At 68.4% G+C, this 22,924-nt stretch carries 19 protein-coding genes; 10 read left to right on the forward strand and 9 right to left on the reverse strand.

What is annotated here, in order from left to right:
• Window positions 1–55: 55 nt before the first annotated feature.
• Window positions 56–4,393 carry a translocation/assembly module TamB domain-containing protein gene (locus tag MHA02_RS05140; protein ID WP_147077229.1) on the reverse strand — a complete coding sequence of 1,446 codons (4,338 nt, stop codon included), beginning with the start codon at window positions 4,391–4,393 and terminating at the stop codon, window positions 56–58.
• A complete protein-coding gene (locus MHA02_RS05145; RefSeq protein ID WP_147077232.1) occupies window positions 4,393–6,330 on the reverse strand; it encodes an autotransporter assembly complex protein TamA in 1,938 nt (645 codons plus the stop codon). Before MHA02_RS05145 ends, MHA02_RS05140 begins: the two co-directional genes overlap by 1 nt.
• Before the next feature lie 532 nt (window positions 6,331–6,862).
• Here MHA02_RS05145 and MHA02_RS05150 point away from each other — a divergent pair.
• The 3 genes from MHA02_RS05150 (at window position 6,863) to MHA02_RS05160 (ending at window position 8,023) form a co-directional block, all read left to right on the forward strand.
• On the forward strand, window positions 6,863–7,072 hold the full coding sequence (locus MHA02_RS05150; RefSeq protein WP_147077234.1) for a cold-shock protein: 210 nt from the start codon (window positions 6,863–6,865) through the stop codon (window positions 7,070–7,072).
• A gap of 240 nt (window positions 7,073–7,312) precedes the next feature.
• The gene (locus MHA02_RS05155; RefSeq protein WP_147077236.1) at window positions 7,313–7,693 is read left to right on the forward strand and encodes a DUF6481 family protein; all 381 of its coding nucleotides are present in this window, start codon (window positions 7,313–7,315) and stop codon (window positions 7,691–7,693) included.
• 156 nt (window positions 7,694–7,849) lie between these two features.
• Window positions 7,850–8,023, forward strand: a complete 174-nt coding sequence (locus tag MHA02_RS05160; RefSeq protein WP_147077238.1) for a metallothionein — start codon at window positions 7,850–7,852, stop codon at window positions 8,021–8,023.
• A 55-nt stretch (window positions 8,024–8,078) separates the two neighbouring features.
• On the opposite strand, the gene MHA02_RS05165 is transcribed toward MHA02_RS05160, so the two are convergent.
• Together MHA02_RS05165 and sseA are read right to left on the reverse strand one after the other, a co-directional pair.
• Entirely contained in the window at window positions 8,079–10,232 is a 2,154-nt protein-coding gene (locus MHA02_RS05165; protein ID WP_147077240.1) for a TonB-dependent receptor, read from the reverse strand.
• Window positions 10,233–10,411: 179 nt separating this feature from the next.
• Window positions 10,412–11,260: a 3-mercaptopyruvate sulfurtransferase gene (gene sseA, locus MHA02_RS05170; RefSeq protein ID WP_147077242.1), complete on the reverse strand. Its 849-nt coding sequence runs from the start codon at window positions 11,258–11,260 to the stop codon at window positions 10,412–10,414.
• A 328-nt stretch (window positions 11,261–11,588) separates the two neighbouring features.
• On the opposite strand from sseA, the gene MHA02_RS05175 reads away from it, so the two are divergent.
• Window positions 11,589–11,837, forward strand: a complete 249-nt coding sequence (locus MHA02_RS05175; protein WP_147077244.1) for a hypothetical protein — start codon at window positions 11,589–11,591, stop codon at window positions 11,835–11,837.
• Window positions 11,838–11,851: 14 nt separating this feature from the next.
• Here MHA02_RS05175 and MHA02_RS05180 read toward each other — a convergent pair whose 3' ends face one another.
• Together MHA02_RS05180 and MHA02_RS05185 are read right to left on the reverse strand one after the other, a co-directional pair.
• Entirely contained in the window at window positions 11,852–13,000 is a 1,149-nt protein-coding gene (locus tag MHA02_RS05180) for a GNAT family N-acetyltransferase (RefSeq protein WP_238180303.1), read from the reverse strand.
• A 26-nt stretch (window positions 13,001–13,026) separates the two neighbouring features.
• Entirely contained in the window at window positions 13,027–14,448 is a 1,422-nt protein-coding gene (locus MHA02_RS05185) for a lipopolysaccharide biosynthesis protein (RefSeq protein WP_147077248.1), read from the reverse strand.
• A gap of 507 nt (window positions 14,449–14,955) precedes the next feature.
• Here MHA02_RS05185 and MHA02_RS05190 point away from each other — a divergent pair.
• The 5 genes from MHA02_RS05190 to MHA02_RS05200 all read left to right on the forward strand — a co-directional run bounded on the left by MHA02_RS05190 (window position 14,956) and on the right by MHA02_RS05200 (window position 18,092).
• Window positions 14,956–16,473, forward strand: a complete 1,518-nt coding sequence (locus MHA02_RS05190) for a DEAD/DEAH box helicase (protein ID WP_147077250.1) — start codon at window positions 14,956–14,958, stop codon at window positions 16,471–16,473.
• A gap of 106 nt (window positions 16,474–16,579) precedes the next feature.
• Entirely contained in the window at window positions 16,580–16,765 is a 186-nt protein-coding gene (locus tag MHA02_RS05195) for a YegP family protein (protein ID WP_147077252.1), read from the forward strand.
• A gap of 106 nt (window positions 16,766–16,871) precedes the next feature.
• Window positions 16,872–17,012: a hypothetical protein gene (locus MHA02_RS22025; RefSeq protein ID WP_170249036.1), complete on the forward strand. Its 141-nt coding sequence runs from the start codon at window positions 16,872–16,874 to the stop codon at window positions 17,010–17,012.
• A gap of 189 nt (window positions 17,013–17,201) precedes the next feature.
• Window positions 17,202–17,360, forward strand: a complete 159-nt coding sequence (locus MHA02_RS22030) for a hypothetical protein (RefSeq protein ID WP_170249037.1) — start codon at window positions 17,202–17,204, stop codon at window positions 17,358–17,360.
• A 297-nt stretch (window positions 17,361–17,657) separates the two neighbouring features.
• Window positions 17,658–18,092 carry a tellurite resistance TerB family protein gene (locus MHA02_RS05200; RefSeq protein WP_147077254.1) on the forward strand — a complete coding sequence of 145 codons (435 nt, stop codon included), beginning with the start codon at window positions 17,658–17,660 and terminating at the stop codon, window positions 18,090–18,092.
• Here the strand turns inward: MHA02_RS05200 and MHA02_RS05205 are convergent.
• Window positions 18,081–19,460, reverse strand: coding sequence for an MFS transporter (locus tag MHA02_RS05205; RefSeq protein ID WP_147077256.1), 1,380 nt, complete (start codon window positions 19,458–19,460; stop codon window positions 18,081–18,083). The genes MHA02_RS05200 and MHA02_RS05205 overlap by 12 nt on opposite strands.
• A 166-nt stretch (window positions 19,461–19,626) precedes the next feature.
• Here MHA02_RS05205 and MHA02_RS05210 point away from each other — a divergent pair, with 166 nt between their 5' ends.
• Entirely contained in the window at window positions 19,627–20,403 is a 777-nt protein-coding gene (locus MHA02_RS05210; protein ID WP_147077258.1) for a class I SAM-dependent methyltransferase, read from the forward strand.
• A gap of 12 nt (window positions 20,404–20,415) precedes the next feature.
• Here the strand turns inward: MHA02_RS05210 and MHA02_RS05215 are convergent, their stop codons facing one another.
• The gene (locus MHA02_RS05215) at window positions 20,416–22,050 is read right to left on the reverse strand and encodes a peptide chain release factor 3 (protein WP_147077260.1); all 1,635 of its coding nucleotides are present in this window, start codon (window positions 22,048–22,050) and stop codon (window positions 20,416–20,418) included.
• Between the two features lie 104 nt (window positions 22,051–22,154).
• Window positions 22,155–22,904 carry an SDR family oxidoreductase gene (locus tag MHA02_RS05220; RefSeq protein WP_147077262.1) on the reverse strand — a complete coding sequence of 250 codons (750 nt, stop codon included), beginning with the start codon at window positions 22,902–22,904 and terminating at the stop codon, window positions 22,155–22,157.
• Between the last annotated feature and the right edge of the window lie 20 nt (window positions 22,905–22,924).

Raw genomic sequence — 22,924 nt, forward strand, 5'->3', positions numbered from 1 at the left:
AGGGGTCGGGCAACCGGCCCCTTTTTCATGCGCGCTGGGCAGCATGAGCGATACGCTACCACTCCCATTCCGCACCGACGCCGACGGAGGTGCGGCCATCGCTGCCGGCCTCGCCCTTGAGCTTGATCCGACGGGTCACGTCGTAATCGACGGTGGCCGCCGTATCCGCGGGCTTGGCGCCAGCCTTCACACCGACGCTCAAATCCTTCGCGAGGTAGCGCGATGCGCCGATAGCCGGGCCGCCGCTCGCACCCGTGGAGACATCGAGACTGTCGAGCCCGAGGCCTTTGCGGGCCGCCTCGAACGCATCCGGGCCGCCGGCCGCGCCGGAAAATTGCGCCGCAGCTTGGGCCAGTTGGAGCGCCTGGAACGGCGAAAGGTTGCCGGAAGCCTTCTTGAACAGGATCCGGGACAGCACCTCGTCCTGCGGCAGGGCCGGGTCGGAGGTCAGTGCGAACACGGGCTGATTGGCCGGGCCGGAGACGGCAACGCGGGCGGTGACATCCGAAGCCTTTGTCTCCGCGACGAAGTCGAGGTCGGGCGCGGTGACGTCGCCCGCAAAATTCAGGCGGCCGCGGGTGAAGTCCAGGCGTTGGCCGACGATGCTGATGCGGCCGCGCCGCATCTCGAAATCGCCGTTGGCGCGTGGATCGCGCGAAGAGCCGGTGACGTGAAGCTCCCCGCCGAGCTCCGCATCGATGCCGCGGCCTCGCACGAAGATGCGGTTCGGAGCGCTGATGACGAGATCGAGGGTGGCATCGAACGCCGCCGCGCTCTTGCCCCTGCGGCCGGCCGCAGCGACCTGCGCCTTGCGGTCCGCCCGCTTCGCAAGTCTTTCGCGGATCTCGGGGGTGGTGTTGACGTGACGGATGCCGGGGAGCGGCTGCACCGTCGCGGGCAGGCGATCGGGTACCGAGACGTCGATGGAGACGACGTCGACCCGGCCCGAGACGCGGGGCGTGCGGGCGAGGGGGCCGCTCAGCGCGAGGTTGAGGTTCGTCACGGCCGTCATCAGCGGGCTCGATACCAGCTCGGCCCGGTCGGCGACGATGCGAAGTGAACCCGGGAAACCGGAGGCCGGCTGCAGGGCGACCCGGCCATCGACAGAGAGACGGCCGCCGTTGCGGGTCGCGGCCGTAAGCCGTTCGAGCACGAGTGTCTCGCCCTGGCCGTTGACGCGGCCCTGGATGTCGGTGAGGCGGATGCCGTTGAGCGGATCGCTGACGCTGCCGCCCGAGAGCGTGGCCGAGCCTTCGACGCGGGGCGCGGCGAGCGTCCCCGACACGCCGGCATCGAGGGCGACCCGGCCGCCGATGCGCTGGCCGCCGGTGCTGAGCAGCGAATTCGCCATGGCCGCGTCGAGATTACCGCGTGCCCGCAGCGCCAGCGCGCCACCGGTCTCGATCGGCAGCGAGCCGGTCACGGTGACCTCCGCGCCGCGTCCGGCCGAGACGCGACCGTCGATGCTGGCGTTGCCGTCGCCCAGCGTGCCGCTCGCCTTGGCATCGATCGGCGGCAGCCCGGCCTTGCGGGTCTCCGGCGCGACGAGGCGCGAGACCGTGAGGGCGTAGCGCCCCGCGGGACGTTCGGCCGAACCATGCACGTCGGCGTCGCCGTCGAGCGTGCCGGAAAGGGCGAGGCTCGGCGCGGCGATCCGCGCCAAGGCCAGGGGAAGGGCGCGGATGCCGATCTTGAGGTCGAGCGCTTGTCCGGCGCGACCCTGTACGGTCACGCGGCCCGAGCCCGCCGCGAGGCTGAGGCCGTCGATGACCGCCGCTCCGTCTTCGAGCGTGATGCTGGCCGGGCCAGCGAGCGCAACCCGGTCGCCGCCGCGCGCCGCCGAGAAGCGCTGCAGCTCGATCCGCGTGGCCTCGCCCGGAACGAGCCGCGCTGCGCCGTCGAGGGCGAACCCGCGCGCCTGTGCCGTCAGGGTGACGTCGCTCGCCTGCGGGGTACCGGCTGCGGTGAGCCGGACTGTGTCGATGGTCTGGCCCGCCGCAACGAGACGATCCGCACTGAGCCGGCCGTCGATGACCGGCCGTGCGAAAGCATCGCGCGCCGTCAGGTCGGCATCGAGCCGGGCGAGACCGAAGCGGTCGTAGCGCAGGGAGGCGCCGGTGGCGCGGATCGCGGCATCCTGCCGGCCGCCGTCTCGCGACAGCGTGACGTTCGCATCGAGAGAACCGGCCATCGGCACGAGCGCCAGCGGGGAGAGGTCGTCGAGATTGCCGGCGTGGATTGCGAGTCGGCCCTCGCTCAGCAGCGTCCCGACGTCGACCGCCGCGCGCCCGTCGATCGCGACGGAGCCGAGCGCCAAGGCGAGCGAATCGAGGGACCAATCCTGCTGGGTCTGGCGCGCGATCCGCGCCGTGCCGGTGAGCGGCTTGCCGGCCACGCTTCCACTCAGGCGGACATCGCCGTTCATGGCGCCGGTGAGATCGGCCAGGGTCGCGTCGACGCGCAGATCCCGGATGGCCTTGGCATTCGCCGTGGCGGTCGGTGCGGCGATCGTCAGGGCGAGATCGGGCCGGTTCAGGGAGCCGGTGAGATGGGCATCGAGATTCGCACGGCCCGTCAGCCGTTCGTCGAGGGCCGCGAGGTCGGTGAGGTCGATCCGCCCGGTGACGTCGGCCCGCGTTGCCGTCGCCTGGCCCTGGAGCGTCGCCGTCGTCGCCGCGCCGGCGAGCCTGACCCCCTCGAAGCCATAGCCATCGAAGGCCTGCGATACGCGGCCCGTGATGCTGGGCGCCCGTCCGAGAAGGTCGTCCACTGCCGCAATCCCGAGGACGAGATCCTGCCCGCGTAGGTCGAGATCCGCAGAGACGGACTTGCGCGCCGGATCGCCGCTCAGCGCCGCCTTCGCATCGAGACGCCCCGCAAGGGCGCGGCCGGCCACGTTGGAGAAGACGCCGATATCCGCCAGCGCCGCCTCGACAGTGCCCGTCAGGACGTTCTGTCCGATGCGGCCGGCGTATTTCAGGTTGGCCGTATCGGAATCGAGCACGAGGCTGGCGATGTCCAGGTTGCCGTCCGGCGTCGAAGTCGCGCGCAATGTGAGGGCGGCGCGCGAGCCGATCGCGCGGCGGAAAGCCGGGTCGGCGAGGCGCAGGCCCTCTATCCTGGCATCCGCAGTGAGGGCGAAGCGCGTGGCCTTCGGATCGGCTCCGATCGGCTCCGCGCCGACCTTCGCCTCGATCCGGTCGAGGGACGAGTCCTTGGTGCGCAAGCCTTTCGCGTTCAGGGCGCCCTTCACCACGGGAGAGGCGAGGGGACCTCTGACGCTCCCATCGAAGACGAGGGTCTGCAACTCGGTCTCGGCGGCCCTGGTGACGCCGCCCTCGGTCGGGACGGCGCGAGCCTGGATAGTCAGGTCGGCGACGCGATCCGCGGTGATGCCGCCGCCGAGGATGAGGCGGGCCGTTCGCGAGGTCAGGTCGAGCCGATCGATCCGGAAAGCGCCGCTATCCGAAAAGCTCAAGCCCCCGTCGAGCTTCGTCGTGCCGGAGAAGATCGCGGCGGCAGGGCCGGGGACGAGCCCCTCGATGCGCGAGACGAGGTCGAGGCTCAGGCGCCGGTCCGTACCGATGCGCGAGATGCGGGCGCTTCCCTTGGCGCCGATGTCGGGGCCGGCGTCGAAATCGAGCCGGGCATTCCAGGCATCGAGCGTACCGCGGCCGTCAAGATCGAGATTGATCGGCGGTTCGCCGGGCAGGTTGCCGGCCCGCGAAAGAAGGCCGCCGGCCGGCTCGACGAGGCTGGCTTTCAGTTCGAGCGTCTCGCCCTTCGGCACGAATAGCAGCTTGGCGATGAAGCGCCCGGCCGCGTCGAGGCGGCGGGCGTCGACGTTGAGGTCGAGACCCTCGGACGGATTGCCGAGCTTGACCTTGCCGTCGGCCGCGAGCCGAGCGGCTTGGCCGGCGATCGTCTCGCCGAGAACCAGTTCGGCGAGCTTGAAGCCCTTGATCTCGACCTTCACGGGAAGGTCCGGAAGCAACTTGCCGTCCGGCGCCTCGACCGGAACCGCATTCGGATCGGGCAGCGGCCTGCGCAGGACGTCGAGACGGCCGATTTCCAGACTGTCGACTTCGAGCCGGCCCGAGAGCAGGGCGAGGCGGCTCCAGACCAGCCGGGCGCGGTCGAGCTTCAGCCAAACACCGTCGCGATCGCTGATCGTGACGTCGCGGATGATGGAGTCCGAGGACAGCGCCCCATCGACGGCGCCGATCGACACCTTCGATGCGGATGTCGAGAGCGCCTTCGAGAGCAGACCGCCGAGGACGGTCTTCTCGCCGTCGGCCGCGCGGGAGAACCCGGCCGGAACCAGCACCGCGAGGAGGAGAACGCAGAGCAGGGCGGCGAGAGCGTGGCTTCGTCCGATCCCGGCAACCACCATCAAAAGGCCTGACCCAAGCTGATATACAGGGCGACCGGGCGCTCGCGGTTGCCCTTGATCCGGTCGAGGGGGAAGGCGAGGTCCACGCGGATCGGCCCGATGCCGGTGTAGTAGCGAAGACCGAGCCCGACCGCCTTGCGGATACGCTCATCGAAATCGGGCAGGGACGAGGCGAAGGCCGTGCCCGCGTCGAAGAACGGCACGATGCCGATGGTATCGGTGACCTTGATGCGCGCCTCGAGCGACATCTCGAGCAGGCTGCGCCCGCCGATCGGCAGGTTGAATGGGCCGCGGGGCCCAAGCGTCCGGAAGGCGAAGCCGCGCACCGATCCACCGCCGCCCGCGAAGAAGCGGAAGTTGTCGGGGATCTCGGCCAGCGAGGCGCCGGAGACCGAACCGAAGCCGAGGCGGCCGGCCAGCACCGTGTTCGCTTCCTCGTCGAGGGCGTAATAGGTCGAGCCCTGCGCCTTCGCGACGAAGATGCCCGGGTCCGAGCCGAGGAAGCTCGGATAGGGCGTTGCCGAGGCGAGCAGGCGGAACCCCTGCGTCGGATCGAGCAGGCTGTCGGTGGAATCGTAGGTCACCGAGACCGGCACGCCGATCAGCCGGTAATCGACCTTGCCGAGCGCATCCTGCGAGCGGCCGACCTGCCCGTCGAGCCCGACCTGGGCCGAGAAGCTGTCGGAGAAGCGGTGGCGCAGGCCGACCGACGCGCCTGCGGCGTCGACGAGATAGCTCTGCTGCACCTCGCGGGTTACGAAGACGTTGGCGAGCAGGTCGTTGCGGCTGCCGTCGAGCGCCGGCTTGACGAAGGTCGCCGAGAGCCGGCCGCCGAGTCCCGACGTGTCGATGCCGGCGAGCTTGCGCTGCTGCGCGAACGGATCGTAGCCGAGGCCGAGATAGTAGATGTCGGCGTCGAGCCGGAAGGTCTCGCCGCCGCCGAACAGGTTGCGGTTGGCGTAGTAGGCGCGCACGCCCGGACCGTCGACGGTGGAATAGCGGGCCGATACGCCGAGCAGGTTCCGCTCGCGTTCGCCGAGTTCGACGAAGACCGGCAGGTTGCCGTTCGCGTCGAGGCTCTCGCCCTCGCGCACGCGAACCGATCCTACGCCCTCGACCTTTGCAATCGTCCGGCGGATTTCGGCGATGGCCTTCGGCGAATACGGGTCGCCCGGCTCGGAATAGATGAAGGAGCGGATCACCGCCGGGTCGATACCCTCGGCGCCCGTCACGCTGACCTCGCCGATCCCCGCCTTCGGGCCGGGATCGATAGTGAAGGTCACGTCCATGACGTGGGCCGCGTCGTCGACCACCGGATCGCGGGACAAGGCCTTCGCGAAGGAGTAGCCGAGCGCCCGGAAGCGGTCGACGATCCTGGCCTCGCGGGCGAGCAGGGTGGCGGAGCGGGCCGGCACATCGTCGTCGGTACGGGTGAAGCGCTCGGGTAGCACGTCGCTCGGGAACGACCGTCCGGCCCGGTCGCGCACCGACACCGAACGCACGGTGTAGGCCGGCCCCAGATCGACAGCGATCTTGACCGGCACGAGAGTACGGGCGCGCGACCGCTCCGCCGCGCGTGCGGCAGCATTGAGCGCGGCTTCGCCGGCGACGGCGATGTCGGCGACCCGGATCGTGACCGTTCCCTGATAGTAGCCATAGCCCGACAGCACGTCGGTCAGCCGGCGCTGGTCGGCCTCAGCCCGGCGCACGAGTCCCTCGCCGTCGGGCGGAGCCTCTTGGCGCAGGCGGTAGAGCGTCGAGGTGTCCTGAAGCGCCTGGACGATATCGCTGTCGTCGACGCCGGTGATGCGCACGCTGTAAGGCAGGGCGGTGGCGGTCGGCTGCGGCGGCTCGTCCTCGGAGCCGAACAGGCCGAACAGGTCGAAGGCCCGCGCCGGCTGCGGCACGGCCAAGGCAAGCGCGCTCGTTGCCAGCATCGCAGAGGCAAGCCGACGCACGGCACGCCGGCCGTTGTGATGGGGGCCCTGGGACAGGGTCAGGACTGGCACTTAATCGCGGGATCTCATCCGGCCGAACGTCGCCGCTCGACGGAGCTGTGCCCGCAAATCTCGAACGAACCGTCTACCATCTGCCCAACCCCTCGACGGATCTGCCGCTCGGCGGCACAGATGGAGCGGCAAGGCTCGACCGGTGCGCCGCATTGCGACCTTCGTTGGGCTCAAGCCTAGCTGCAAGGGCGTGCCCGGGGCAACCTTGACCGGCGAACGCTCCACTTCTGTGAGACCCTCTACGGCTGCACCGAGCAGGCCACGGACTCTTGCCCCTCGCGAGGGCGCGACCTACCTAATTTTCATCGCGCAACCCCGTCGACCGCATGTCTTTAGACACCGTCCGCGTGACGGCAAGCCGCGGCCGGACGACCTTTTCCACATCGACGGCGGCAATGGCTTCAGGCCGGCGCCCGGACACCCTTTCCTCGGACGGGGTCGACCAAACGGAGATGAACGCATGCAGACTGGCACCGTCAAATGGTTCGATGAAATCAAGGGTTACGGCTTCATACAGCCGGATACCGGGGGCAGGGACGTGTTCGTCCACGTCTCCGCCGTGCAGGCGGCAGGCCTGCGCGTCCTCGCCGAGGGCCAGAAGCTGAGTTTCGAGATCGAGAACGACCGCCGTAGCGGCAAACCGGCCGCGATCAATCTTCAGGCGAGTTGAGCACACGCGGCGGCGATACCAGCGGTTTCGTTCGCGCAACGGTCCCGAAAAAACAGCGCCGATCCACGATCTACAGCAACGGTCTTCGTTGAATGTTCATGTCAGGTCGTGCATCGACTGCCCGCGTCAGCAACCCGGCCGCTTTCGGCCACCCACGAGCCCACAGAGGGGCCGCTTCCGCCGGACTGTGCAGCAACGCCGCTCCGGAGGGTCACTGCGTTACGACATGAGAAAGGTCATATGAGCGCATTCGACTATCGTAATTTCGACGACCGCCGCCAGCACTCGCAGAATGCCAAGGCGGCCCTGCTTGAGAAGTTCAAGTCCCGGCCTTCCCTCGACGATCCGGAGATGATCGCCAAGGCCAAGCACCGCCAGCAAGTCGCCCAAGCTCGAGAGGACCGCGCCCGCGAACGGGAACGCATCCGCGTCGAAACCGAGCGCAAGGCGGCCGAAGAGAAGCGCCTGCGCGAAGAGGCGGAACTCAAGGCGCAGATCGAGCGCGAAGAAGCCGAAGCCCTCGCCTTCGCCGAACGCAAGGCCGCGGAAACCGCGGAACGCAAGGCGCAACGCGATGCCCGCTATGCCGCACGCAAGGCCAAGGTGAAGATCCGTCGCTGAGGCGATCGATCCCGGTTTCGATGCGTCGGCGCCTCACCCTTTCGAAAACCGAAAGCGATCTTGAGCCGGGCTCCTCGCGAGCCTGGCTTTTTCGTTCTACAGTCTGCGCCGCATCCGCTTCGTTCATGCTGCGGAACACATTTTCGGGAGAGCGAAATGGCCAGCGTCGACGTCAACATGGTGAAGTGCGCCTGCCCCGACTGCGTCTGCGTGGTCTCGGTCGAGAAGGCCGTGAAGCGCGATGAGAAAGCGTTCTGCTGTGACGAGTGTGCCGACGGCCATCCGGATCATTCCGGCTGCGACCATGCCGGCTGCGCCTGCCACGGCTGATCCGACCCGCTCGGAGCCATGAAGGGCGCGTCCTCGCGGGCGCGCCCTTCTCGTTTCAGAACCGCGCGGTCAGAGTGAGCCGGATGTTGCGGCCCGGCAGCAGAATTTCGTCCTTCTTGAAGGATGCCGAGTTGCGGATGTCGTCGTTGAGCAGGTTTCGCCCCTGCAGGCCGAGCGTGACTTCGCTGATGCCGTAGATGCCCGGATCCAGCGGCTTCGTGTAGCTGACCTCCGCGCGCAGATCGTTCCAGCCGGGCGTCGTCGTTTCGAAGGGGGCGATCTCGGTGTGATCGAACGCGTGGAGCAGGTTCACCCGCGCGAACCAGCCGTCCGCCCGCAGAAAGACGCCGCCGCCGAGGCGGTGCGGCGGGATGCGCGGCACGTTGCTGCCGTCGTCGAACTGCGCCCGCACGAAGTCGTACTGCGCCTCGACGCCCGCCCAGCCGTTACCCACGGGTACCGCGTCGAGCTGGGCGCCGATCTCAGCCCCGTAGAAGGTAGCGTTCTGCTGCGAGTAGACGATCTGGCGCAGTTCGTCGTCGCTGCCGCAGGAGCCGAAATCGTCCCCGCAGCGGATGCCGGTGTCGCGCTTGTAGATGAAGCCGGTGTAGCGCGTGTAGTAACCGGTCGCGTCGAGGCGCAGCGGCCCTTCGGCCCGTCGGATCGCGACCTCGACGGTGCGGGCGCGTTCGAGCCTCAGGGTCGGGTCGCCGATCTCGAAGGTCTCGGTGGCGTCGTGCGGCCCCTGCGAGAACAGCTCGTAGCCGGTGGGGGCGCGCTCGACATAGGAGCCGTTCAGGCTGGCGACGAAGCCGTAGGGCAGGTCCTGCAGAACGCCGAGGCTGAGGCTCTTCGGGGCGAAGCGGCGCGTCAGCGCGTAGGCGGCCGGGTCTTCGCCTGCGACCGGGAGATAATCGCTCGGGAATTGCCGGGCGGTGCTGTTGAGCCGATCACCCTCGATGCGGCCGGCCGCCTGGAAACGCAGGCCCTGCACGGGCGTGAGTTCCTCGAATAGGTAGAGCGCGTTCGAGCGTGATTCCGTCTGCGGCAGGAAGCTCTCGCCTTGGGTGTTCAGCACGCGGCGGCCGCTCTGGAGGCCGAGGGCGCCGGTGAGCGTTCCGAGCACGGTCGTCACCGGGACGTGCTGCAGCTCGACCCGGCCCTCCGCCTCGCGGTTCTTGAAGGTCGCCTGGATGCCGTCGATGCCGTCGCCGCCGATCCCGATCTCGTCGTGGCGGTAGACCGAGGCGCCGGCCCAGTAGCGGATCACCTCGAACGGGCCGTCGATCGGGCGGTACTCACCGCGGGAGATCACACGGTCCTGGCGCGGATCGAGCCGGGTGCGGCTCTCGGCGGCCTCGCCGCCGGGGATCTGGTAGAGCGCGTCGTAGTGGCTGAAGGAGACGCCGACGAAGCCGCGGTCGCCGATCGCCGAGATGCCGACGGAGCCGCCCTGCGATTCGTTCGCGGAATTCCGCTGGTTGCCGGCCGGCGTGTCGTAGCTGTCGGCGGCTGACCGAAACCCGTCGGCATGGATCGCGACCCCGTCGCCACCGGCATCGACCGTGGCGGCGCCGAGCCTTCCATTGTCGACGCTGGAGAAGCCGGTGGTGACCTGGCCCTGGACGCCGTTGGGCGGAATAAAGGTCGGCACACGGTTGTTCTCGGCCGAGACCACGCCGCCGATCGCGCCGGACCCGTAGCGCAGGGTCGCGGGACCGCGGATCACCTCGATCCGGTCGGAGACCAGCGGGTTGATCGGGACCGCGTGATCCTCACCGAGTTCCGAAACGTCGCCGCTGACGACGCCGTTCTCCTGGATGCGCACCCGGGCGTTATCGAGTCCGCGAATGATCGGCCGGGAGGCTGCACCGGGTGCGTAGCTCGACGACGACAGGCCCGGCCGGTCGAAGAGGGCATCGCCGAGGGACGTCGGCTGGTTGCGGGAGATCTGGTCCTGCGTGACCATCGTGACCGGCGAGAACGTGTCCGTGACCACCGGCAGCACGCCGGTCGGGACCCGCGATCCAGCCGTACCTTTGGCCTGGACAGGACTCACCGAGGTCACGCTGAGTTCGTCCAATGTCGTCTCGGCCTGCGGGGCCGCCAGCGCGGCGAGAGGCAGCAGTCCGATCGACAACACGGTTCCGGTCAGCAGCACGCTCCGCCGAGACCCAATACCTCCTCCGGCCGCCGTCTTGTCCCGCATCACGCCTCACAAATGAACGTTACAACGTTTCATTGCTTGGATGTGATAATGTTACAAGACGTGAATCGGTGATGCTCATCGTGGCGTCGCCTGTGTGGCGAAAGCGCATCGTTTTAGGAGACGAACATTGCGCTCGGGTCGCGACGGCCGTGCGGACGAGGACGCCCGGCCTCCGACGTTTAGACCGGGCCGGTTGCGACGGGCCGAGATGTGTCAGATCCCCAATCGGCCCACGATCCATCATAGAGCGCGCGTGACGGACGGCCCAGCATTTCCAGAGCGAGGGAAATGATGGCGGCGGTTACGCCGGAGCCACAGGTGGTAATGACGGGACGATCGAGATCGACGCCGGCTTCGGCGAACGCCGCGCGCAGCGATGCCTCGTCCTTCAGCCGGCCGTTGGCCTGAAGCGCCGCATAGTGGACATTGCGGGCGCCCGGCATGTGGCCCGGACGGACGCCGGGACGGGGCTCGGCCTCTTCGCCGCGGAAGCGCGGGCCGGAGCGGGCATCGACGACCTGAGCGCCATTTCGATCGAGCGCGCGTGCAACGTCGCTCGCATCGGCGACCGAGCCGTGATCGAGCCGGGCGCTGAAGTGTCGGCGCTGGCGCGGCAGTGCCTCGCCATCCTCGGTCGGATAGCCCGCGGCGATCCAGGCCGGCAGGCCGCCTTCGAGGATTTCGACATCGCGCGCACCGAAGGTCCGCAACATCCACCAGGCGCGGGGCGCCGAGAACAGACCGAGCCCGTCATAGACGATGATATGTGCACCATCGCCGATGCCGAGCGCACGCATCCGCGAGGAAAACACCTCGGGGCGCGGCAGCATGTGCGGCAGTGACGAGGTCTCGTCGCTGACCGCATCGATGTCGAAGCGGATCGCGCCGGGAATATGCGCGGCACGGTATTCGGCCTCGGCATCGCGGCCCTGTGCCGGCAGATACCAGGAGGCGTCGAGCACGACGATGTCGGGCGCGGTGAGATGCTCTTTCAGCCAGTCCGACGTGACGAAGGGCTTGGTCGCCATGATTGTTCTCGTTCGTCGCCTTCTCGAGACCAGTCAATCACATCTGGCGCAGGCATGCACCCCAGGCGAGGACGCAGGTGCTTTCGTTCCAGATCGGATGGACACGCACGATTCGCGTGTCGAGATCCAGCGGACGCAGCGGAGTTGCATTCGCATGTTTCACCGCAATGCCAAAGCCGTCGGGCATGGTTCTACGCAGGAACCCGACTTATCGGCTGGCCTGCCCGATCTCCGCCGGATCTGCCACGACGTGGCACCATTGGGCCTGCCGCCGGGCGCGCGATCGTCTATCTGAAGAACCGAACCGCCCATCGGAGCCGCCAGGCCTTTGACCGTCCGCGAGACCTTTCACATCGAGCTTCTCGGGCTCGACGATGGCACGCCTGCAATCCCTGTACAGCAGCGCATTTCCGTACGGGTGAGCGATCTGGAGAGCGCCACCGAACGAGCCCTGCGCGTGTTCGCCCGAGCACGCGCGCCGCAGCGTTCCCAGACCCGCGCCGAGGCGGTTCGGGTGATCGACGGCGCCGGGCGGGAGGTGTTTCGCTGGAGCCGGTTCGACGAGCCCGGCGGCTAAGCGTCCGGATCCGGTTATCCCGGTTTGCCGGAGCGGACGCGGCTCGCCTGGGCCCGCAGACCTTCGAGACCGGCGGCCACACGAAACAGCGGGTCGCCGCCGCCGGCCTCGATCAATCCGTGCGCCAGCCGGCGCCGCTCGCTCCAGAAGGTCTTGATCAGCGGGAAATTCGGGGGAGCGCAGGAATCGGCCGTCTTGATCCGGCGGTCGGCGAGCAGCGACCGTGTCACCCGCTCGACGAGTTGCGCGCCGGGCGAGTTCTTCGCCTCGGTCTCGTCGTGCGAGATCTTCAGGAACCAGAAGGTCGACGCGCTCTCCAGCGCCAGGGAGGACGCGAGGCTGCAGCCGTCGCGGCGCAGGCGGTCGAAACGTACACGGCCGTTCGCGCCATACGACGCGATCAGTCTGCTCAGAAACTCGGCCTCCGCCGGCCGCTGTCCGATTGCCGTGCCGGCACGTCCCTTCCAGCCCGCTGCCTCCAAGGCGACGTAGTCGGCGAGCGCATCCGCGAGGTCCGCGGGATCGCGAACGATCTGATACTCGACCGCGCCGCCTGCCGACATTCGCCGAAGGCAGCGGGCGAGCTGGCTCATCTTGCGCGGCGAGACATGAGCCGCGAGATAGCTCTCGCGCGCCGATGCCTTGCTCCCCGACACGTCGAGAAATCCGCGCTCGTGTGCCCAGAAATCAGCCCGGCGCTGGCCGGTTTCGGCGAGGATACGGTCGAGCAGCGCGGCGAACGGGCCGTCGAGCGGCAGGTAGGGCATCAGGAGACGACGCGGCAATCCGAGGCACCTCGGGGCATCGAGCAGCGCCCTCAACCCGCGCTCCGCATCGTCGCGTGCGAGAAGCGGAGCCCCGAAAATCGAAAAACCATGGGTCCAGCCCATCAGAGCCGGCAGCGGGATGCCCCAACGGCGGACGATGCGGCAGGGCCAGAGCGCCAAGAGGCGTGCCCCCGGCTCCTCCGGCGGCCGATCGCTGACGCTCAGGATACGGATACCCGCGCCGAAGGCCTCGGCGGCGGCCATGGCGAAATCCGCCTCGAAGAACAGGTTCTCGACGAGGCTGTCGCGACCGAGAGTACGCCAGGCTTCTAGCATCGGCGCCGTCGCCCCGAGCGGACGCACCGAGACGACGAGCCCGTCGGGCGTCCGGCCCAAGCGGCTTTGGCCCCTCGTGGTCCGCATCAAGTTGTGCGCCGTGCTCGCCGCATGATGCTTTCCGCCAGTCCGATGATGTTGAAATGCCATGCGGCTCCCGCCGCGGCGAGACCGATGACGATGGCCTTGAGCGCGAGAAGCGCTGGCATCGTGCCGCCGATCAGCAGATCGAGGCTGGCGATTGCCGCGTAGGCGCCGAGCGCGCAGGCCGTGATGAGCGCGATGTCGAGAACGGGCAGCGGCATCCGGATCCGACCGTTGGCTCCGAAGATGTAGACGAGGCAGGCCAGCGCCTGCCCGGCGGCGAGGGCGATCGCCGCGCCCTTGACCCCTTGCTGGGGGATCAGCAGCAGCGACAAGCCGCCGGTTGCGACGAGCAGGACCGTCGAGGCGATCGCGTCCAGCGTGCTCGACCCGGTGAAGTAGATCACCTGACCGAAGTAGTAGGCGCGGAACATCATGCAGATGCTCGCTGCGATCAGAAACGGCGCCACCGCCATCGCGGAGTCCCGATAGCTCGGCCCGAGCAGGATCGACACGATCGCCTCGTCGAAGGTCAGGAAGAACACGGCGCCGAAGGCACCGATCAGCGTTAGCGCCCGCGCAGCGTCGCGGAGCACCGGCCGCGCAGCCTCCATACCGCCGTCGCGTGCGTCACGCTTGGCGATCGAGATCATCGATAGCGCGATGCTCTCGCCGAACACGACGAAGCTCTGGCGCAGAAAGTCGCCGATCGCGCCATAGGAGCCGAGATCCTCCGTGCCGACCGTCTTGCCGATGATCAGCCGGTCGATGGTCTGGGCCAGGGCGGCGATGCCGAACGAGAGCACCAGCGGCCAGCCATAGGCCAGGAGCCGCCGCGCCTCCGGCATGCTGCCGCGGCCGCGCCGGACCAGCGGCCAGACCGAGAGCCCGGCGGGAATCGCCGCGAGCGCGTTGGCGAGCCCGACGGCGAGGACCAGATCGCGCGCGTCGCCTTCATACGCGAGAGCCATGCTGCCAAGCCCGAGCACCAGGGCGCCCCGCGATACGACGGACATGGCGACGGTCTCGGCGGCGAGCCGGGTGCGCGCGATCTCGAGAATGCCTTCGAAGATGGTCGTGCCGGCCGTCGCAGCGATCACCGCGGCCGCGAAACGCGCTTCGACGAATCCGAAGATCGCGGCCGCAGCCGTTGCCAGGGCGGTCAGGCCCAAGAGGCCCGCAAGGATCCGGACGAGGGTGCCGATCTGCTCCGGCGCGCGTGCCTCGTCGTAGAGCGCGAAGAACGCGAATTTCGGCCATTGGCAGGTCGCGCCGTAAAGCACGATCGCCCAGGACAGGATGAACAGGTAAGTGCCGAAGGTGTCGACGGGCGCCAGCCGCGTGAACACGGCGAGCGAAGCCATGTTGAGCGCCGCAGCCACCGCGCGAGATCCGACATAGGTGAGGGTGTGGCGCGCGATCATCCCGGTCCCCGACGCAAGCGTGACTGGACCGGGCTCGAACCCGCGCGTCGGTGCGCCTCGAGCTTTTGTAGCATAGGATACGTTACGGTCCCGCTTCCGCACCATCGCCCGTCGTCGCGACGCGGACCCCGTCGCGATCGTGTCATCTCGAAACATCTGCGTCCGGTGCGCGCTATCCGGAGCTGTGCAGTGCACTCGCCGTGCCGCACTGCCAAGCCTTGCGGGGCCGAGGAACAATATTGCGATGCATGACCGGCGTTGACTTTGCACTGCGGCATGCGCATAGTGCAACTGCAGCGTCAGCGACCGAACAGGGTTCGCTTGAGAGGGCTGCGTGACGGTCCATGTCCGCGCTTCGCGTCGGACGCGTTCCGGCCCCTCTCTTCATAACGTGCATGCACCCTGACTGCCCCATCACGCGGGCCGTCCCCGAGACAACGGACCCATCACATTCTCGCGCCGTCCTATGGCGATCGAGTCGCGGTCCCGCTGCCCGAAAGACACCACTTGACCCAGTTTACCGATTTCGGCCTCGCCCAGCCCGTGCTGAAGGCGCTGGAGGAGGCCGGCTACACCACGCCGACTCCGATTCAGGCGCAGGCCATCGCCCCCGCCATGGAAGGCCGCGACATCTGCGGCATCGCCCAGACCGGCACCGGCAAGACCGCGGCCTTCGCGCTGCCGATCCTGCACCGCCTGTCCCTGAAGCGCACCCGCGCTCCCCGCCGGGGCTGTCGCGTCCTCGTCCTCTCGCCGACGCGTGAGCTCGCCAGCCAGATCGCCGAGAGCTTTTCGGATTACGGCAAGCACCTGCCGCTGACGAGCACCGTCGTGTTCGGCGGCGTGACCATCAGCCGGCAGGAGCGCGCGCTCGCCAACGGCGTCGACATCCTCGTCGCCACGCCCGGCCGCCTGATCGACCTGATCGAGCGCCGCTCACTGACGCTGGAAGGCGTCGAGATCCTCGTCCTCGACGAGGCCGACCAGATGCTCGACCTCGGCTTCATCCACGCTCTCAAGCGAATCGTGAAGATGCTGCCGAAGGAGCGCCAGAGCCTGTTCTTCTCGGCCACCATGCCGAAGAACATCGCCGGGCTGGCCGACCAGTATCTGCGCGATCCGATCCAGGTCGCCGTGACGCCGGTTGCGACCACCGCCGAGCGCGTCGATCAGCAGGTGATCTTCGTCCACACCGGCGCCAAGCAGGCGCTGCTGAACCACATCCTGCGCGATCCGGATTACGAGCGCGTTCTGGTCTTCACCCGCACCAAGCACGGAGCCGACCGCGTCGTGAAGGGTCTTGAGAAGGCCGGCGTCAACGCTTCGGCGATCCACGGCAACAAATCCCAGCCCCAGCGCGAGCGGGCGCTTGCCGCCTTCAAGGACGGCTCCTGCCGGGTTTTGGTCGCAACTGACATCGCCGCCCGCGGCATCGACGTCGAGTCCGTCAGTCACGTCGTGAACTACGACCTGCCGAACGTGCCGGAGAGCTACGTGCACCGCATCGGCCGCACGGCGCGCGCCGGCAAGACCGGTCTCGCCGTCTCGTTCTGCAACGACGAGGAGCGGGCCTACCTGCGCGACATCGAGCGGATCACCCGCCAGAAGGTGCCGGTCGGCGCCTTCCCCGAGGGGTTCTCCGCCCCGTCGCGCCAGGAAGCGGCCGAGACCGCCGCCGACGAGGCACGCCGTCCGCCGCGTCAACCGCAGGGCCGTCCCGGCCAGCGTCAGGGCCGCCCCGGCGGCGGCGCTCCCGGAGCCGGCCGCAACAACGGCCGTCCGAACAACCGTCAGGAGGCAGGCCGTCCGGCCCGTCGCGACGGTGCTTCCGTGGTCAATCGCGTCGCACACCAGGATGCTCGTCCGGGTGAACGACAGGACCAGCGTCCGGCCGTTCGCCAGGGCCAGCGTACCGACACCCGCAACGACGCCCGTCCTCAGCAGGGCCGCGCCCCCCGTCCGGCGGGCGGTGGCGGCGGCGAAGGCCGCAATATCGGTTGGCTGGACCGCGCTCCGCGTTCCTGATCCGACCGGCATGATTCGATAGGGGCCATCGGCTCCGGGCGTTGTCGCTCGGGCCCGACGGCCCCATCTTTTTGTCCGGAGCCATTGCAGCTTGGAGTGTCAGCGCATGCGGTTCGAACTGTATCGGGATGCCGGCGGCGAATGGCGCTGGCGGCTGAGGGTCCAGAACGGCAACGTCGTCGCCGATTCCGGCGAGGGCTATGTCCGCCGCGAAGATTGCGAGCATGCCATCGGACTGGTGAAGGCGAGCACAGAGGCTCCGACCGTCGACATGACGACGCAGATCGCCTGAACCGTTCGGGAGGTGCATCGAACCGGCGCTTCCCGAAAGACACTATTTTGCACTATACTGCGTCCTCAGGAGCGCCGCGTAAGACGGGGCACCCGGGAGAACGCCCATGGACGAGACCCTCACCTGCGTCGTGCGCGCGGCGGAGCCATCGCCTGCGCTCTGGAAATCGGTACCGCTCGAATTCGCCTTGTCCGCGGTCGCGATTTTACTGGCTGCGGGGCTGAAGCTCTTGGGCGTTATGCCGTAAGTCGTGCAGCGCGGTCGGCCGCCGAGAGCCTCACCAGTCCGACAGAAGCAGCCCTGAATGGCGAAAGTCTCGATTTGCGCCAAGGATCGGCCAAAACCGGGCTAAATCGCATCCTGCCCCGCTCGTCCTAGTCATATGGACCTGAGTGAGAAACAGCGGTTTTTATTGCTGGCATTGCGCCGCAACCCCATGACCTTCACGGGCCAGGAGCCGCAGGACGAGCATCTGGCGATGCTCCAACTCTGGATGCGCGGCCTCGTCGACCGCGAGGACGAGGAGCAGCCCGGTCCGATCAAGTGGCGGATCACCAAGCGCGGTTCGTCGGAGGCATCGCAATTGTTGCGTTGAGGGGTCGACTGTCCGAGATCGACGACACCAGTGGACTTCACGGCTGCCACCTCCAGGGCTGAACGCCGCATCGGCGACAGCGCGCTTTCGCACTTGCCTGCAGCCGATCGTTCTAGGAGCTCATGGTTGCGGTCGCTTGTATCGTGCGCGTAGCCACCTCGTCGTCCGACATCCACAGGCGAGGGTGACCGCAAGCAGTGAAGCGCGGCTTGACGCGAGCGCAAGCGACTGTGAACGATCCGGCGACGGTTCCGGCCAATCCTTGGAGGCCGAGGCGGCCGTCGCGAGGAGACCGGGATGGGGTTCTTTCAGGACGCGCTCGTCCGCATCAACCGCGCCGTCATGTCCTATGCGGGCGATGCCGTGTTCATGCAGGCTGCGGTTGCCGCAGCGGCCAACGTCATCGTCGCCGACGGCGAGACCGACGAGGAGGAGATCGAATCCGCCCTCGTCAGCATGCGCGCCAATCCGATCCTCGCGAAATCCTACGACACGCTCGCCCTCGAGAAAGAGCTCTACGAGGCGCTGGCGCGGGCCGAATTGCGGGCAGGCCGGCTCGAGAACACGACCCTCGTCGCTGCGATCGCCGACCGGCCGCTGGAGCATCGCCAGCACGTCTTCCTGATCGCTGCCGACGTCGCCGACAAGGGCGGCGTGACCGAAACCGAGCACAAGGTACTCGACGCTCTGGCCGCAGCGCTCGACGTCGACAAGGCGGCGCTACTCGGCTGATCGCCTGCCGACGGCGAACGCCACCACGATGGCGGCCAAAGCGAGCAAGCCGGCCGAAACCAATGCGGCCGCGTGCAGGCCCATCCGTGCATCGGAGGCCAGCAAGGTTCCGAACAGCGCGACGCCGAGCGCGCCTCCCGCCTGCCGCACGGTATTCAGCACGCCCGACGCGACGCCCCCGCGCTCGGCCGGCACACCGGCGAGCAGCGTGCTCGTCATCGTCGGCACGGTGATGCCGATCCCGATCGCTAGCCCGATGAGTCCGCCGTGGAGTGCCAGCGCGTCGTGTGCTTCGCCGGTCGCGCTCAGCGCGGCATAGGCCGCTGCGCCGATGCAGAGCCCCGCGAGCATCAGCGGACGTGCCGTCACCCGCCCGGCGATCCGCCCGGCCACGACGTTTGCGAGAGCGAGCACCACGGTGAAGGGGAGGAAGGCGCGACCGGCCTCGGCGGGGGAATAGCCGCGCTCGTGCTGGAGGTAGAGGCTCAGCACGAACAGGATGCCGTAGAGCGTCAGGTTGACGCAAAGTCCCACGAGGGTTGCCGCACTGAAGGCGGGATTGCGGAAGAACGCCAGCGGCAGCATCGGATCGCGGCTGCGCGCCTCGACCCAGAGAAAGGCACTCGCCGCCACGAACGCCGTCACGACGGCGGTCAGCGGGATCGGCGAGAGCCAACCGCGCGAGCCCGCCTCGATCGCCGCGCCGACGATCGCGACCAGCGCGACGATGCCGAGCACCTGCCCCGCCGCATCGAAGCTGCCCGGCCGCCGCGCGGCCTCGCGGACGAACCGCAGCGTCAAGGCAATGCCGAGGACGCCGACGGGCACGTTCACGAGAAACACGCTGCGCCAACCGAAGGCATCGACGAGGAAGCCGCCAAGCACCGGACCCGCCGCGAGCCCGGCGCTCCCGGTCGCGGTCCACAGCCCGACCGCCCGCGACCGGACGGCCGCATCGCCGGCACAGGCGTTGTTCAGCAGAGCCAGGGAGGATGGCACCATCAGCGCCGCACCCGCGCCCTGCGCCACGCGCGCCATCACGAGCGCGACGAGGCCTGTCGCCAGCCCGCAGGCGGCAGACGAGCCAATGAACAATGCGAAGCCGCTCAGAAACACCTTTCGCGCGCCGATCCTGTCGCCGAGCGTTCCGGCGAAGAGCAGCAGGGCCGCGAAGGCCAGGGTATAGGCGTCGACGATCCACTGCAGCCCATCGACGTCCGTGCCGAGCCCGCTTCCCATCGCCGCCAGCGCGACGTTCACGATCGAAACGTCGAGCTGGACGAGCAAGAAGGCGAAACCTGTGGCCGCGATGACCATCGGCAGGGCCGGGTCCGCTTCGGGCGTCACGAGGATGGCGGTGTCCGTCATGGGGCGACACTGCCAGCACCAGCTGTGCCCGTCTTCCCTCGATGCTCAGGCCGCGCACGAACCTTTCTTCCGGGTGCGACTTTACATCGCCCACGGCCCCTTGGAAGAAGGCAGCCTTCGCGGGACTGATCGTCTGGTTTTGCCGGACATGGCCGGGTGCACGCACATGGCGGTTTTGGAAAAGGTCCGGCAGATTTTCGGCGAGGGCGGCACGCGGGCCGTCCTGAGCCGGGGCATCGGCGTGGGTTACCGACGGGGCGTGCGCCCGTTTCTGCCGGAGGGGCCGCCGGCACGTCTCGGCGGCGTCCTGACCTGTTACGACGTCAAGACCGCCGACCGGTTCGTGCCGACCTCCTGGCTGCCGTGGTGGATGAGCGATCCGAGCGGTTGCCCGAGCTACGAAGCGGCGCTGGTGTCAGGCCTCAACGCGCATGTCAGGCCGGGCGACCGGGTCGTGGTCGTCGGAGGCGGCATCGGCGTCACCGTAGTCGTCGCGGCATTGCGCACCGGCCCCACCGGCCATGTCGAATGCTTCGAGGGCAGCTCGGAGAATTGCGGCTTCGTCCAGCGGACGGCCAGCCTGAACGCGATCGAGAATCTCACCGTCCATCACGCCGTCGTCGGCCGGAACATCGCCGTCTACGGCAGCGCATCCGAGGTCGGAACGGTCGTTCCACCCCAGGAACTGCCTGCCTGCGACGTACTCGAACTCGATTGCGAGGGCGCCGAGGTGCAGATCCTGCGCGAGATGACGATCCGGCCGCGCGTCCTGCTCGTCGAAACCCACGGCGTCTACGGCGCGCCCGCACCACTCGTAGCCGGCTTGATGGAGGCCGTCGGCTACACGGTCTCGGATCGCGGATGGGCCGAGCCGCGGCTACCGGACACCTGCGCCCGTCACGACATCCGTGTGCTGCAGGGGCTGCTCGATCCCCGGGCCTGATGGGCGTCCCGCTCAGACCGCCCGCTTCTGATAGTCCTTCACGTCCGTGAACCGGATCTTCTCCCAGCGCTCCTGTTCGTAGCGCAGCGAAAACGCAGTGGCCGCCATGAAGACCGGGGCGCCGTCGAGATCCTTGGCCATGGCCGAGCCGTGGGATTCGACGAATTTGTCGATCTCGATCTCCGTGTCCGACTCGATCCAGCGGCAGACCGAGAACCGGGTCTGGTCGTAGTCGACCGGCAGGCCGTATTCCGCCTGGAGGCGCTCCTTCAGCACGTCCAGCTGCAGCGCGCCGACGACGCCGACGATGGCCTGGGAGCCGTCCTGTGGCACGAAGACCTGGACGACGCCCTCCTCGCCCATCTGCTGAAGGGCTTCCTTGAGCTTCTTGGCCTTCATCGCATCGCCGAGCTTGATCCGCCGCATGATCTCCGGCGCGAAGCTCGGCACGCCGCGAAACACGATCTCCTCGCCCTCGGTGAGGGTGTCGCCGATGCGCAGAGTGCCGTGGTTCGGGATGCCGACCACGTCGCCGGCGAATGCTTCGTCTGCGATGGCCCGGTCCTGGGCGAAGAAGAACTGCGGCGCCGTCAGCGGGATCGGCTTGCCGGTGCGCACCAGCTTGGCCTTCATGCCGCGGCGCAGCTGGCCCGAGCAGACCCGCATGAAGGCGATGCGGTCGCGGTGGTTCGGATCCATGTTCGCCTGGATCTTGAACACGAAGCCCGTCATCTTCGGCTCAGTCGGCTCGATCCGGCGCTTGTCCGCATCCTGACCGCGCGGCGGCGGCGCGACGCGGGCCAGCCCGTCGATCAGGTCGCGCACGCCGAAGTTGCGGAGCGCCGAGCCGAAGAACACGGGGGTCAGATGTCCCTCGCGAAACGCCGCGAGATCGAAGCGCTTGAGGCCGCCCTCGGCGAGTTCCGCCTCCTCGCGCCAGGTCGCGGCCTCGCCCTGCTCGGTCAGCAACTGGTCGAAAAGCGGATCGTCGATGCCGGAGACCGGCACGGTACCGGCATCGTCCGCCGCGTCGAGCCGGCGCACGCGGTTGTTGCCGAGGTCGTAGGTGCCGGCGAAGGAGCGCCCGCGCCCGATCGGCCAAGTGACCGGCGCCACGTCGAGCGCCAGCGTCTTCTCGATCTCGTCGAGGAGCTCGAACGGATCGCGGGCCTCGCGGTCGAGCTTGTTCACGAAGGTGACGATCGGGATGTCCCGCAGGCGGCAGACCTCGAACAGTTTTCGCGTTCTGGCCTCGATGCCCTTGGCCGCGTCGATCACCATGACAGCCGAGTCGACCGCGGTCAGCGTCCGATAGGTATCCTCCGAAAAGTCTTCGTGGCCCGGCGTGTCGAGCAGGTTGAAGACGCAGTCTCCATACTCGAAGGTCATCACCGAAGTGACCACCGAGATGCCACGCTCCTTCTCGATGCCCATCCAGTCGGAGCGGGTCGAGACGCGGTTACGCTTGGCCTTCACCTCGCCGGCGAGCTGGATCGCGCCGCCGAACAGCAGCAGCTTTTCGGTGAGCGTGGTCTTGCCCGCATCGGGGTGCGAGATGATCGCGAAGGTACGCCGGCGCGCGACCGGGTCGGCCGTCTTGTTGGCCCCGTCGGTGCTCGCGGGTTTCGGATCGGTCTGCATCAGCATGGCATGCACCGGCCGCCGGCGAGGCGGCCGCTCGTACGAGGTCCTGGAGGTAGAGCCCGCTCTCTACGCGTTCCGCCGCGCGCGCGCAAAGACCGGAGCGAACTTCACCCCCGCCCGACATACGGCATCGTCGTCGCCATCACCGTCATGAACAGCACGTTCGCGTCGAGCGGCAACCCGGCCATGTAGACGACGGCGTCGGCAGCATGGCGGGCATCCATCACGGCCTCGGGCCGCATCGAGCCGTCGGCCTGCCGCGCCCCGTCCTTGAACGATCGGGTCATCTCGGTCTCGGCATTGCCGATGTCGATCTGGCCGCAGGCGATGTCGAAGACGCGGCCGTCGAGCGCCGTCGCGCGTGTCAGTCCGGTGATGGCGTGCTTCGTCGCCGTGTAGGGCGCCGAGTTCGGCCGCGGTACGGAGGCGGCGATCGAGCCGTTGTTGATGATGCGTCCGCCGCGCGGCGACTGCGCCTTCATCTGCCGGAATGCAGCTCGCGTGGCATAGAACACGCCGGTCAGGTTCGTGCCGACCGACGCCAGCCAGTCCGCGTCGGTGATCTCGTCCACCGGCACGGCCGGCGTGAAGATGCCGGCATTGTTGAACAGCAGGTCGACTCGGCCGAAGCGTTCGACGGTCTGCGCGAACAGTCGATCGACGGAGGCCGCATCTCCGACATCCGCGGGCATTGCGCAGGCCTCTCCGCCGGCCGATGCGATCGCATCCGCCACCATCTCCAGCGGCTCCGGACGCCGCCCCGTCAGGATCATGCGCCAACCCGCCGCCGCGAGCCCCAGGCTCACGGCCCGTCCGACGCCGGTCCCGGCCCCCGTGACGATCGCGATCCCGCCCATCCGGCTGCATCCCTCCGAAA

The sequence above is a fragment of the Methylobacterium haplocladii genome (genome assembly GCF_007992175.1).
GTDB lineage: Bacteria > Pseudomonadota > Alphaproteobacteria > Rhizobiales > Beijerinckiaceae > Methylobacterium > Methylobacterium haplocladii.